This is a genomic window from Haloarcula sebkhae, assembly GCF_014647415.1.
In the GTDB taxonomy this organism is placed as follows: Archaea; Halobacteriota; Halobacteria; order Halobacteriales; family Haloarculaceae; genus Haloarcula; species Haloarcula sebkhae.
On record NZ_BMPD01000009.1, the window covers coordinates 107,584 to 120,520 of the forward strand.

Annotated in this window: 9 protein-coding genes; 4 read left to right on the forward strand and 5 right to left on the reverse strand. The window is 64.7% G+C overall.

All coding sequences use genetic code 11. The annotated features are described in order from the left end of the window. The first annotated feature begins 73 nt into the window (after positions 1–73). Complete coding sequence (locus IEY38_RS19395) at positions 74–1,045, forward strand: prohibitin family protein (RefSeq protein ID WP_188980394.1); 972 nt, start codon at positions 74–76, stop codon at positions 1,043–1,045. Between the two features lie 220 nt (positions 1,046–1,265). Continuing rightward, positions 1,266–2,249 carry an NAD-dependent epimerase/dehydratase family protein gene (locus IEY38_RS19400; RefSeq protein WP_188980396.1) on the forward strand — a complete coding sequence of 328 codons (984 nt, stop codon included), beginning with the start codon at positions 1,266–1,268 and terminating at the stop codon, positions 2,247–2,249. 3 nt (positions 2,250–2,252) lie between these two features. Here the strand turns inward: IEY38_RS19400 and IEY38_RS19405 are convergent, their stop codons facing one another. After that, on the reverse strand, positions 2,253–3,323 hold the full coding sequence (locus IEY38_RS19405) for a TrmB family transcriptional regulator (protein ID WP_188980398.1): 1,071 nt from the start codon (positions 3,321–3,323) through the stop codon (positions 2,253–2,255). A gap of 183 nt (positions 3,324–3,506) precedes the next feature. Next, entirely contained in the window at positions 3,507–6,095 is a 2,589-nt protein-coding gene (locus IEY38_RS19410; RefSeq protein WP_188980399.1) for a glycoside hydrolase family 3 protein, read from the reverse strand. 285 nt (positions 6,096–6,380) lie between these two features. Between IEY38_RS19410 and IEY38_RS19415 the strand changes: the two genes are divergently transcribed. After that, on the forward strand, positions 6,381–7,439 hold the full coding sequence (locus IEY38_RS19415) for an NAD(P)-dependent glycerol-1-phosphate dehydrogenase (RefSeq protein WP_170098164.1): 1,059 nt from the start codon (positions 6,381–6,383) through the stop codon (positions 7,437–7,439). Here IEY38_RS19415 and IEY38_RS19420 read toward each other — a convergent pair. The 3 genes from IEY38_RS19420 to IEY38_RS19430 all read right to left on the reverse strand — a co-directional run bounded on the left by IEY38_RS19420 (position 7,436) and on the right by IEY38_RS19430 (position 11,746). Then, the gene (locus IEY38_RS19420) at positions 7,436–7,951 is read right to left on the reverse strand and encodes an NUDIX hydrolase (protein WP_188980402.1); all 516 of its coding nucleotides are present in this window, start codon (positions 7,949–7,951) and stop codon (positions 7,436–7,438) included. The genes IEY38_RS19415 and IEY38_RS19420 overlap by 4 nt on opposite strands. A 118-nt stretch (positions 7,952–8,069) precedes the next feature. Next, positions 8,070–9,881: a S9 family peptidase gene (locus IEY38_RS19425; protein ID WP_188980404.1), complete on the reverse strand. Its 1,812-nt coding sequence runs from the start codon at positions 9,879–9,881 to the stop codon at positions 8,070–8,072. Between the two features lie 74 nt (positions 9,882–9,955). Beyond that, on the reverse strand, positions 9,956–11,746 hold the full coding sequence (locus IEY38_RS19430; RefSeq protein ID WP_188980406.1) for a DUF2339 domain-containing protein: 1,791 nt from the start codon (positions 11,744–11,746) through the stop codon (positions 9,956–9,958). Positions 11,747–11,877: 131 nt separating this feature from the next. On the opposite strand from IEY38_RS19430, the gene IEY38_RS19435 reads away from it, so the two are divergent. After that, positions 11,878–12,936: a glycosyltransferase gene (locus IEY38_RS19435; protein WP_188980408.1), complete on the forward strand. Its 1,059-nt coding sequence runs from the start codon at positions 11,878–11,880 to the stop codon at positions 12,934–12,936. Position 12,937: the final 1 nt, after the last annotated feature.

The window sequence follows — 12,937 nt, forward strand, 5'->3', positions numbered from 1 at the left end:
CCTATAGCCGTCGGGCCAAAGTGCTGGACATGGTCCCCGTACAACCACCCGTCGTATCGCATCGGAGCACAGCATGAGTGACATCCCCGGTCCTGACCCCGATTCCGGGTCGGACATCGACATCGATGTTGGCCGCGGCCTCCGCATTGCCGTCAGCGTCGTTGTCGCCCTCGCCGTCGCAACGGCGCTGTTCGGTGGCTATCATCAAGTCCCCGAGGGCCACGTCGGCGTCCAGAAATCGTTTGGCGCGGTAACCGGTGATCAACTCCAGCCGGGCGCACACATCATCGTACCTGTCAAGGATTCGGTTCAGGACGTGGAAATCCGGCCACGGACCTACACCATGGCCAACACAGAGGGCGAAGGCGACAGACCGTCACAAGCCGATGCGGTGACCGTCCAGACGATCAATGGGACGACGGTCGACATCGACATCACCGTCCGGTACAAGATCCAAGAATCAGACGCATCAGGATTCGTCACTGAATGGCGGACCGTCGGCCAGGCGGAGGAGCGACTTATCCGACCGTCCGTCCGGTCGCAGCTCCGTGATGAGGCCGCAGGTATCCAGACGAGCGAGATATACACCAACGACGGCCGCGAGCGACTCGGCGAGGCAGCACAGCAGAAACTCGAATCTGCGTTCGAGGGCGAAGCGCTCGTCCTCGAAGAGGTACAGGTTCGTACTGTTGACCTCCCGGACTCGTACGATCAGGCGCTCAACGACAAGGAAATCGCAAAGCAACGCGTCGAAGAGAAGAAATTCGAGATTCAACAGGCCAAACGCGACAAGGAACGGCAGGAGATTCAGGCCGAAGCCGACGCCCGAGTCATCGAGATTCGCGGTGAGGCGCTTCGGGACAACCCGGTGGTGCTGAAACAGCAGTACGTCCAGAGCATCGACGATTCGGATAAGGTGATTCTGGCGACTGACGACGAAGGGACACCCATCATCCTGCAGACTGGCCGAAGCAGCGGCGGAAACACTTCTAGCGCCGATACAGGCTTCTCGACAAACGTGACGAACGCGACGGGCGGCAACTGACCGCAGACGCGAGGAAGCGTCTCGTTCGTTTTCTCCCAGTACCGTTCGCCAGAGATGACTGCCGGTTCTTGTGCAGCGGGCATCAATCATCAATCTTACCGGCTCTGTCGTCCATCTCTGGAGAGTCACCTTGCTGCCTCAGTAAACAATGTGTGTCGAACCCGCGGCAGACGCTGTCGGTGAGCCACACTGTTTTGCTGGTCCCGTCCGAGCACGGCGTATGGACAGTGTCCTCGTCATCGGCGGCGGTCGGTTCATCGGTCGGCACACAGTCACCGAGTTCCGCGACGCAGGCTACGACGTGACGATGCTCACCCGCGGACAGCGTCAGAATCCGTTCACGGACACCGATGTCGCCCACATCGAGGGCGACCGGACCGACCGGGAGACACTCGAAACCGCTCGCGAGCGGGTCGACCCGGACGTGGTCGTCGACTGTGTGGCATACTTCCCGGAGGATGTCCGGGTGGCGACCGACGTGTTTGCCGATGTCGATGCGTACGTGTATATTTCGAGCGGTGCGGCCTACGGCGCTGAACGGACACCCAAGCGGGAGGGGGAGACACCGCTCGCAGGCTGTACTGCCGAGCAGGCCACAACTGACAGCGCAGAGACCTATGGACCACGGAAAGCCGAAGGTGATCGCGAAGTGTTCGCCGCCGCCGAAGACGGCGTGCGGGCGATGAGCGTCCGACCGACCGTCGTGTACGGCCCCCACGACTACACCGAGCGCTTCGCCTACTGGGTCGACCGCGTAGCCGAGTACGACCGGATCGTGGTTCCCAGCGACGGCCTCAGCCTGTGGCAGATGGCCTATGTCGAGGACGTGGCCAGCGCGCTCAGACTCGTCGCGGAACGAGGAACGGCCGGCGAGGCCTACAACGTTGGCGACGAGCACGCGCCGACGCTCCGGGAGTGGATCGGCCTGCTCGCCGGCGTACACGAGACGGAGGTCGAGACAATCGGCGTCGGCGAGCGCGAACTCGGGGCTGCGGGGCTGGAACCCGATGATTTCCCCATCTACCGCGAGTCGCCGCATCTGCTATCGACGGCGAAGCTCCGTGAGCTGGGCTGGTCGTCGACGCCCCACGAGACGGCACTGGCTGTGACCGTCGCCGAGCATCGGGAGAACGACCGAACCGGCCGGGAGTTCGGCCCTGACCGGGACACGGAGACAGCGCTCATCGACCGTGTGACAGAGTGAGGACTACGCCCGGCGGAGCGTCGTGTGCTTGACCTCGTAGTCCTCTAAGAACGCGCCGTATCCGCCGACAGTAATACGCCCATCCCCGGTGTCGACGACCAGCGAATTCTCGAACCCGAAATCGCTGTTGTGCGGTTCGACGAGGTTCTGTCGGACATCGACCACTTCGCCGGATATCACTTCGAAGTCGTCGTCGGAGCCCGTTGGCCGCGCGTACAGGTCGGCGACGATGGACTCGCCGGCCCGGAGCGCGAGCGCGGTCGTGAACACGACCGGGCGGAACATGTCGTACCGGGCCGGGAGTGACGGGGGCCGTGAAACGAGGACCTCCTCGCCGATCGGCCAGTAATTGCCCAGGTAGGAACCGATCAACACCGCCGCGACGGCCTCCTGCGTGAACGTGATCGCGTTCGTCTCGTCGTGGTCCCAGCTGAGCATCGTCGACGGGGAGACGAACCCGCGCTGCTGGTCCGTCGCAAGCAACGAGGGCGCGCCGTCGAGGCCGATTCGGACAGCGTTGGCGACGCCTTCCAGTTCCAGCTCCATCGTAGCCGCGTCGTAACTCGACAGCGCTAGGAGTACAAGGATGCCCCGCTCCCGGGCACGGCGGAGCGTGTCGTGGATCTCTGGGAGCCGGCGGGCCGGGATCTGGAGCACGACCTCGCAGTCGGCGGCTTCGATGTGCTGTTTCAGGCGCTTGATGATGGTCGGTCTGGATTTGACCACCTCGAAGGAGTTGTCCTCGGCTGAGTTGTCCTCGTACCGGGTCTGTACCGCCGCCTCCAGCGTGTCGAGTTCGCGTTTCAGCGCGCTGAATGCCTCCGACGGGGGTGTCGCATGGATGACCGTTGGTGTCCGATGGTCGTCAACGGTGACGAACCCGTCCGCAGCCAGCGAATCACAGATGTCGTACACGTAGCTCTTGGAAACGCCTGCCGTTTCGGCAACCGTCCGGGCCGTTGCCGGTCCCTTTTCGACGACAGCGAGGTACGTTTCCGCCTCTGTCTCAGAGAGGCCGTACTGCTGGAGCCTATCCAGAACGGTCGCACCGTGTTGGCGTGTGGAGTCAGGCATCGGAGTACCGCTCAAACCATGTTGGTTGGTTCCGTGTCACTGGATCGCTGTTTTAGCTACTATAATCGAACATATATAATTATTTGTGGGCGTGCGAGCGGACCGGCGTGTATCTGTGCAGGGTGGCTCTCTGTGGTCCGGTGTCCCGGCGAGAACACCGCGGATCAGGTCACAGGACCCGCCTCAAGATCCGCTCCGAACCTCGTCGAGCAGGTCGACGACGTCTTCCATGGTGGGGTCGCGGCTGGTGTTGTTGCCGTTGCCGTTTCCGTTGTTACTGTTGTCTGCTCTATTCCCACTATTGCCCCGACCGGGGTTGCCCGCTGCTCCGTTTGGGAGGCCCGGAACGGGGTCCGGATCAGTGATGCTTGCCGTGTTCTGGACGGTGAGCGTGGCCGTCGGGCCGTCCTGTCCGACTGTGAGTTCGTACTCGCCGGCCTCGACGACTTTCGGGCCGAGGCCGAGTACGTCACCGGGAACGACCTCCAGTGCCGTCAGGTCGGCGATCACGTCCACTGTGGCTGCCTCGCCGGCGGCCAGCGAGACGCGCTCGTAGCCGAGCAGCCGGCGTCTCGGTTGGAGGACCGAGCCGTATGACTGGGTATTGAACACCTCGACGATGTGCTCGCCAGCCATCTCGCCGACGTTCGTCACCTCGACGCTGACGGTCACTTCGGACTGATTGGCCGGGTTACCGACAGTAGGCTGCGTGACCGAGACACTGCCGTACTCGAAGTCGGTGTACGAGAGCCCGTGGCCGTACTCGAAGAGCGCGGTGTTGTCCGTCGCGCCCGTCGAGGTCGGGTCGTAGCGGTTGTGCTGCACGGGCGTGGTACCGACGTTCTCGGGCCAACTGAACGGGAGCTTTCCGGACGGATTGTACTCGCCGACCAGCGTCTCGGCGATGGCGACCCCGCCGTCGCTGCCGGGCTGGCCGGCAAACAGGAGGGCGTCGAGCTGGCTGAATGTCTCCGGAGACCCCCGCGGCGAACCGGCGAGCATGACGCCGATGATCGGCGTCGAATCGTCTGTGTATTCGACGACGGTGTCCAGAAGCGCCTGCTGGGACTCGTCGAGCACCAGTTCGTCCCGGTCGCCGAACCCCTCGTTGTGGGTCCCTTCGCCGATAACGACGACCACGGCGTCGGACTCGGGAGTAGCCGACTCGACCTGTGACCGCTGCTCGTCGGTAAAGTCGAAGTTGCCGTTCTCGTCGCTTTGCTGGTTCTCGCCGTCCCCCTCGCCGGCCCACCAGGTGGTGTTCTCGTACGAGGTCGGAACGTGCGTTAGACTGCCGACGCGAGAACGGAGTTCCGCTTCGAGGAGGTTCTGGCGCGGGAACGGGCCGCTGGCGCTGGCCCCCTGCCAGCCGAGCGTCCAGCCGCCGTGTTGCATCAGCGCGCGAGTGTTGTTGCCCTCGCCGTCGACTCCAGGACCGGTCAGCAGGACGCTCTCGTCGCCCGACAGCGGGAGCGTGTCCTCGTCGTTTTTCAGGAGGACCAGCGACTCCTTTGCCATCGTCTCGGCGGTCTCCTGTGCGCCGCCGAGCACGCTTCCGATTCGGGACTCGTCGACCGTCGGCTGCTCGAACAGGCCGAGGTCGGCCTTCAGTTCGAGGATTCGTCGGACCGCTTCGTCGATGCGTTCCATCGGAATCGCACCGTCCTCGACGAGGCCGACCACGGTGTCGATGAACTGGACCGGTCCCGGCGCGTCGCCGCCGTTGCCGATCATGTACATGTCGACGCCGGCGTTGATCGCCATCTCCGTCGCCGTCTCGAAGTCGGGCGCGTAGTCGTGGTTCGTGATCATCCGGCTCAGGTCGTCCCAGTCCGAGACGACCATCCCCTCGTAGCCGTAGGTGTCCCGAAGTAGTGTCGTCAACAGCCAGTGAGAGGCATGGGCCGGAACCCCGTTTATCGACCCGCTGTTGACCATCACCGTTCCGGGTTCGGACGCCAGTGCCTCCCGATACGGCGGGAGGATGTTCGTCCGGAGGTCGCGCAATGATGTCGAGGCCGGTGCACGGTCGTTGCCGTTGTTCGGGACCGAGTAAGCCGCGAAGTGTTTGACACACGCCGTCAGCCGGTCGTCGTCCTCAAGTGCCTGTGCTCGTACCCGTGAGACATCCGCTTCGAGTTTCGGGGCCTCGCTGATACCCTCGAAGAAGCGGCCCCAGCGGGGGTCCCGCTGGAGATCCGTCGTGGGTGCGAACGTCCAGTGTGCCCCCATCGACGCCGTCGAGTCGCTCGTGTGACGTTCGGCCGCCTCGATCAGACTCAGGTCCCGCGTCGCACCCATGTTCAGCCGCTGGGGGAACACCGTTGCCCCCTCCAGCAGGCCGTTGCCGTGTGTCGCGTCGACGCCATAGAGGAACTGAATATCGTGGTCGGCGTTCGCTAGGTTATACTCCTGTAGGGCATTGATTCCCTGAACCACGGTCTCGCCGTCGAAGCTCGGCGGTTCGGCCCCACCCGAGAGAATCGACCCGACGCCGAGTTCACTGAAGTACTCGCCGACCGTGTCGACCCCGAAGCTGTCGGGGACGTTCGATTCCTCCGGCTCCGCCTCGAAGGAGCTGATCGCGACCTGTGTCATCTGGGCCGCCTTCTGCTCCAGTGTGAGGTCGCCGATGAGCGAATCGACGTCCGGTTGCGCCGCGGCGGTCCCAACACCTGCGCCGGTGGCGGCCGCTGCCGTGGCCACACCGGTCGCTTTCAGAAACGCCCGCCGAGACGCTCGCATGCCGTCGTCAGTTGTGTCACGTGCCATGACAGGCGCACCCACCCGCTGATGTTAATAATTGTTTTTGTAAAACTGGTGTGTGATAGTTGTCAAAAGATTTCGGCTGCTACCGTCGCCGGTCGACAGTTGGGTAGTGTTTAGTTTAGCAATGACGACCGCAGCGAGCCAGAAAGTCCCGCCCAACATAGCTTGTCCAACCGGCTACGGGTGGGACTGAAAGGGGCGGCTGGCTGTTCTTGATTTCTGTCTACTAACTAAACTGCCGATAGTTGCACCTAAACTGTTTTCACGCGTGCCCGGAGACAGGCAACCATGTTCGAGAAACGCACCTGGATCCGCCTGCCCCGGAACGTCGTGGTCGGGCACGGGGTCCTCGGGCAGACAATCGAGGCCGTGAGCGAGCTCCACCTGACCGGCCGGCCGCTCGTTGTCTCCAGCCCGACGCCACACGACGTCGCCGGCAAGCGGGTCGTCGAACAGTTCGAGGACGAGGGGTACGACCCATCCGAGATCGTCATCGATGAGGCCAGTTTCGACGCCGTGCAGCAGGTCATCGACCACGCGTCGGAGATCGACGCGGGCTTCCTGCTGGGCGTCGGCGGCGGGAAGGCCATCGATATCACGAAGATGGCGGCCGACGACCTGGGATTGGGGTTCGTCTCGGTGCCGACGGCCGCGAGCCACGACGGTATCGTCTCCGGTCGCGGATCAGTTCCCGAAGGTGACACGCGCCACAGCGTCGCCGCAGAGCCGCCACTGGCCGTCATCGCCGACACCGAGGTGCTGGCGGAGGCCCCCTGGCGGCTGACCACCGCCGGCTGTGCCGACATCATCTCGAACTACACCGCGGTCCGGGACTGGCAACTCGCCCATCGGCTCAAGAACGTCCACTACTCGGAGTACGCCGGCGCGCTCTCCCAGATGACCGCCGAGATGCTCGTCGAGAGTGCCGACTCAATAAAACAGGGCCTAGAGGAGTCCTCGTGGATCGTCGTGAAAGCGCTCGTTTCTTCGGGTGTTGCGATGTCCATTGCAGATTCCTCGCGTCCGGCAAGCGGCGCGGAACACCTGTTTTCTCACCAACTGGACCGGCTCGTCCCCGACGGCGCGCTTCACGGCCATCAGGTCGGTGTTGGCTCGATCATGACCGAATACCTCCACAGCGGCCAGAAAGGGAAGTGGAAAGACGCCAGAGATGCACTGGCCGCCATCGGCGCACCGACAACGGCAGACGAACTCGGTATCGACGACGAAACCGTGATCGAAGCGCTGACCACGGCCCACCAGATCCGCGACCGCTACACCGTACTCGGGGACGGAATGAGTGAAGAAGCTGCTATCGAAGCAGCGACGGTTACCGGCGTTATCTAAACCAGTTCTGCGACCGCGACATCGCTTGCATCGTCCCACCTGATCGACGCGTCAGCGTCGTCAGCCGTTTCGGCGACGTCGCTGTCGAGCTTGGCGCTGTTGATTTCGGCGTCGAACACGATGCTGAGCCGATACACCGTCTCGGCGTCCGGGTCCGACTCGTTTCGCACGCCACAGATGGTCGCCCGAACCGCGTCCCGAATCGTACACGCGACGCCGGCCGTTTCGGTGACGACCCGCTCGACCGCTGCCGCCGGCCGCTCACCCCCTTGTGTCTGGCCCTGGGGGATCTCCCAGGACCCGTCAGCGTCGCTCAGCAACACGTCGCCCGACTCGTTGTGGACGAACGCGTGGACGTCCACCTGTCCTTCCTGTGAGCGCTCGACAGCACGCTGGTACGCCTCCGAACCCACCGAAAAGGTGGTCTGGTCCACCGGCGTCGAGCCGAACTCCTGTTCGAGACGGGCGAGGCGCTCCTGAACCCGCGCTCGCGAGCGCTCGGCTATCTCCATACGAAACGGTGCTTCGGCAGCGTAATAAATCCGCCTGAACGCTCTCATAGTTTGAAACCGCCCTATGGGCCGGCTGTGATCCCTGTAATCCACGTCCGCCACAGCACTCGGGGATGTCTCAGACGTGCTCGTCGAGGAACTCGACGACCGCGGTGTACGCTTCGATGCGGTTCTCCCGTTTGCTGATACCGTGGCCTTCGTCGTCGAAAACGATTTTCTCCACGGGAACTCCCTGCTCGGTTGCTTGCTCGGCGATTTGCTCGGCCTCGCCGACCGGGACACGCGGGTCGTTGGCTCCGTGGAGGACGAACAGCGGCGCGTCGATACGGTCGACGTTGTTGATAGGTGAGATAGATTCGAGGAACTCGCGGTCCGTTTCGAGCGAGCCGTACTCGGCCTCGCGGAGTTCGCGCCGCCAGTCACCGGTGTTCTCCAGAAACGTCACGAAGTTGGCGATGCCGACCACATCGACGCCGGCTGCCCAGAGTTCCGGGTACTCGGTCAGGGCCGCAAGCACCATGAACCCGCCGTAGGACCCGCCCATCGCCACGATTCTGTCGGGGTCGACAGCCGGGTGGTCGTGGAGCCAGTCGACACCGGCCCGGAGGTCTTTCACCGAGTCCATCCGCTTTTCCACGTCGTCGAGGTGCGTGTAAGCCTTCCCGTAGCCGGTCGACCCGCGGACGTTCGGCTCGAAGACGGCGTAGCCTCGCGAGAGGAAGTACTGGGTCAGCCCCGAGAACGACGGGCGCCGCTGGCTCTCCGGGCCGCCGTGGATGTCGACGATGACGGGCGTGTCGCCGGTAGCGCCGCTCTCGTTAGCTGCACCGTCCGGCAGCGAGAACAACGCAGGAATCTCCCGTCCGTCGAAGGAGTCGAATCTGACGACGTCTGGCTCGATGAACGTCTCACGCGGGATGCCGGCTGTCGAGGCGGCCGTCCACTGCTTGCTCTGGCCGGTTTCGGCCTCAACGACGAACACGTTGGTGTTGACCCTCCGGCCAGTGACGCTGACGGCGAAGCGCTCGGCATCGGGTCCCCACGAAACGCCCCCGGCCAGCCCGCCCGGCAGGTCCGGCGTCGGGAATGTCTCGATGGTCGTCGGCCCCGTCAGTTCGCCGACGGTGAGTTGGTTGTAGCCGTCGACGTTGCGCGAGTACACGAGGCGGCCGCTGTCTTTGTCGAGCGCGACGCCGTCGATGTTCCACTGGTCGTCCGATCTGACGATGTCGAGGTCGCCGCTGAGCGAGAGGCGAGCCAGTTCGAGCGTGTCGCTTTCGCCGTCGGTGACGAGATACACTGCATCGCCCTCCGGCCCCCACGATGCGCTCGTGTAGCGGACTTTCCCTTCATGTGGCGTGAGATGGCTGAGGGTGCCGCTGTCGATGTCCAGCACGTAGATGTCTTGATCGAAACTGGAGTGGGCTTCGCTGACCAGCAGGCGCTCGCCGTCGGGCGAGAACCCGCCCACCGAGAGCCAGCCATCGCCCTCCCAGACCAGTTCCGCGTCGTCACCGGTCACGTCGCGGTCCTGTACGTAGATGTCGAAGACGGCCTCGTCGCGGCGGTTCGACGCGAAGGCGAAGCGCTCGCCGTCGGGCGACCAGCCGCCCCAGCGGTGTTTCGCGTCGGGCATCCCGGTGAGTTCGTGGACGTGTCCGTCCGCGTCGAGCCGGTATAGCTGCGCTCGCTCGTTGCCGCCCTCGTCCATGCCGAAGACGAGTTCCTGGCGCTCGGGCGAGTAATCGACGAAACTCACAGTGTCGTCGTAGAACGTCAACTGTTCGGGCCAGCCCTGTGGTTCGGTGAGCGACCAGAGCTGGGCGACGCCGGTCGTGTTCATCAGGAAAGCGAGCGTCCCGTCCGGCGCGAACGAACTACCGTAGGCGCTCCGGACGTTGAGATAGCGCGAGAGGTCGTACGCGGTCACAACGGGAGGGAGGGCAGGCACGGCCAAAACCCTTTGTGGCGGCCGCGTGGTCGAATCAGTGCCGTGCAGCGGTACTAGCCGGACAGTCGCTGGAGCGGCTTTTCGCCCTGCCAGCGGGCGTACGCGTACGAGGCAACGAGCAGAATACCGCCAAGCACGAGGAACGAAAGGGTTCGAGCGAGCGTATCGAGCCCCCGCGTGTCGTAGAGGAACACCTTGGTCGTCACCAGGCCGAGGACGACGACGCCCTGAAGCCGGCGACCACGGTCGTCCAGCGCGAGGCCGACCCCGACGAACGCGAGCCCCAGTACTGCCCAGGCAACCGACAGGCTCGCTCCCGAAAGCTCCAGTCCCAGAAGTACCACTGCGAGTCCGGTCGCGGTCCAGGCGTACGGAGCGGCCACTGGGAGTTCGCGGTCAATGCCGGGTACCGTCGTCGATGCCCCGCCAAACCATCGACCGAGCACGTAGAAAACCGCGATTCCTAGCAGGTAGGTGGCCGGCCGTCCCGTCACGGTCGCAAGCGGGTCCGCAAGCGAGAACGCCGGTAATCTGGTCGCGTCCACGGCGAGCAGTTTGGCGACGGTTCCGACGGCGACGAGGTGCCCGCCGATGCGAACCGCTCCCGCACCGCGACTGGTTCCGAGCGCCAGCGCCCCACAGAGCAAGACGAGGAGGCCGACGGTTTCGGCGAACGGGTCGGCCGCGAGGATGACACTGATGGCGAGTAGAACGACGGCAAGCACCCCAGCGGCGCTGTTTTGCTGTCTCAGGCGTGACTCCGTGACGGCGTAGATACCGCCGAGGGCGAGTCCGACTGCGCCGACAGCTACCCCGTCCGGTGCCGTCGGGAGAAGGCGACGAACGACGCTTTCCAGTAGGATCGCGGCGAACACGGCATTGGACGCGGTCGTCACTTCCACCAGTCGGCGGTGCCACCGGTCCGTTCGGTCGCTCGCACGGAGCACGTACACACCAGCGGCGTAGACAGCGAACGTTGCGGCGAGGACGACGGCGGCGACCGTGTCGGGTGGCTCCAGCCTGTTCATCCAGGCGACGTGGAGCACGTAGGCCGGGAGGACGCTGCCGAGGACGAGCCGGCTCCACGGGCGGACAGCGGCGATGGTCACGAGCCCGGCCGTGAGAAGCACGACGTAGGCCGGCGAGACGACGAAGGAACCGGCGTCGAGTCCGACGTAGGCAGTGACGTATCCCAGCAGGAACGCCTCGCCGGCGACAGCCGGTGCGTGGTCCCGGACCGAGAGCGCCGCGGTGGCGGCCACAAGAGCTGTCAAGACCAGCAGCACCGCCCACAGTGGCGCCCCGATGGCAGCGCGGTACGACTCAAAGCCGTAGGCTGCGTAGACGCTGAAATACGCGATTGCGAGGCCAGTCCCGGCGACGAGTCGTCCCCACCGGCTGTAGCCCTGTGCCTCGGCGGCGTACCGGCCGCCAGCGAGCAGTATGAGCCCGCCCGCCGTGCCGGTGAGTACACGCCCAAGCGGGCCGAGGTAGCCTGCCTCGATGGCCAGCCGAATGAAGAAGACGACGCCGACCACCAGCGCGAGGCCGCCGACCCCGCCGAGCCACTTCATCCCGATGTTGCGCTCCCAGTTCCGTTCGTCTGGTGGGGCCTCGCCGTCGGCTGCCTCGCCTGTCTCCGGTGCTGGCTCCGAATCGCTCGGGGACCTCGATTCGGCGGCCGCCGTGTCCGACCGGACCGCGGTACTGGCAGCTTCGTCCTTGGCGGACGGAGGCGGGTCGGTGTTTCGCTCCGACTCAAGGGCGGCGATGCGTGTGTGGAGGGCATCGACCTCGGCGCGGAGTTCCCGTACCTCCGCACGGAGGTCGTCTTCATCGCTCATACACCGACACATTGCGGAGTTGCTGTAATAAACCTCCAGCCGAACGACAGCGTTCTGGAGCGTTGACCTGCCGTCTACCGCCGTCAACCGCGAACGGGTGGATTTTTGAGCGGCCACGTCGTCGCCCCTGTATGCGTGTCGCGGTCGTCGCCATGGAGACGAGTCAGTACCGGGACACAGTGGGCCGGACCCGGCTGGAGCGGGTGGCTACCGAACTCGCCGCTGCCGGCCACGACGTGACCGTGTTCTGCTCGCAGTGGTGGCCGGGGTTCGACAACCAGCGCGAGCGCGACGGCATCACGTACCGCGCCGTCACCGTCTCGCCGACCGTACCCTCGTTCTGTGTCCGCCTCCCGTTCATGTTGGCACGATTCCGACCGGATGTCGTCCACGTCCACCCGACGCCGGCGTCGGTCGCGCTCGCGGCCAAGGCCGGCGCAACACTTTCGCGAGCGCCGCTTCTCACGGAGTGGTACGGGGATGAGGACATACCCGAGAGTCGCCGCGCCGACCTCGCGCTCCGGGCCTCGGACTGCCTCATCACACCCTCTGAACTCGTCCGTACGCGGGTCCGCGAACGGGGAGCGACGGCGGACCAGACTGCGATACTCCCACAGAGCATCGACATGGGCCTCGTTAAACAGGCCGACGTCGACGAAGAGATCGACGTGGTGTACGCCCACCGACTGGACGGCAGCGCGAACGTCGAGTCGCTACTGCTGGGTCTGGCAGAACTCAGACAGAAGGGCTGGTCGGCGACAATCATCGGTGACGGCCCGGAACGGGAGTACTACGAACAGGAGGCTGCCGACCTCCGAATCGACGACCGCGTGACCTTCGTCGGCGCGTGCGACATCGAAGAGCGCGTCTCGATTTACAAGGGTGCACACGTCTTCGTCCAGACAGCGTTCCGGGAGTGCTTCGCCACGGACCTCCTCTGGGCGATGGCCTGTGGCTGTATCGGCATCGTGGAGTACCAGGCCGAGTCGTCGGCCCACGAACTCATCGAACAGCGTGACCGCGCGTTCCGGGTGACGAACCCGCAGGAGATCGCCGACAAAATCACCGAATCGGCCGGTTTCGAGCGCCGGACCGTCGACGAGTCCTTCGCCGAGTTCGACCACGCGCAGGTCCGGGCGGAGTACGAGGACCTGTACGAGTCGCGTATCGAGAGTGTCGGTCTATTCTGAT

What these genes read in the sequence shown, in the direction of transcription:
- IEY38_RS19395 (WP_188980394.1), top strand. Translation starts at nt 74, where the DNA reads ATGAGTGACATCCCCGGTCCTGACCCCGATTCCGGGTCGGACATCGAC.
- IEY38_RS19400 (WP_188980396.1), top strand. Translation starts at nt 1,266, where the DNA reads ATGGACAGTGTCCTCGTCATCGGCGGCGGTCGGTTCATCGGTCGGCAC.
- IEY38_RS19405 (WP_188980398.1), bottom strand. Translation starts at nt 3,323, where the DNA reads ATGCCTGACTCCACACGCCAACACGGTGCGACCGTTCTGGATAGGCTC.
- IEY38_RS19410 (WP_188980399.1), bottom strand. Translation starts at nt 6,095, where the DNA reads ATGGCACGTGACACAACTGACGACGGCATGCGAGCGTCTCGGCGGGCG.
- IEY38_RS19415 (WP_170098164.1), top strand. Translation starts at nt 6,381, where the DNA reads ATGTTCGAGAAACGCACCTGGATCCGCCTGCCCCGGAACGTCGTGGTC.
- IEY38_RS19420 (WP_188980402.1), bottom strand. Translation starts at nt 7,951, where the DNA reads ATGGAGATAGCCGAGCGCTCGCGAGCGCGGGTTCAGGAGCGCCTCGCC.
- IEY38_RS19430 (WP_188980406.1), bottom strand. Translation starts at nt 11,746, where the DNA reads ATGAGCGATGAAGACGACCTCCGTGCGGAGGTACGGGAACTCCGCGCC.
- IEY38_RS19435 (WP_188980408.1), top strand. Translation starts at nt 11,878, where the DNA reads ATGCGTGTCGCGGTCGTCGCCATGGAGACGAGTCAGTACCGGGACACA.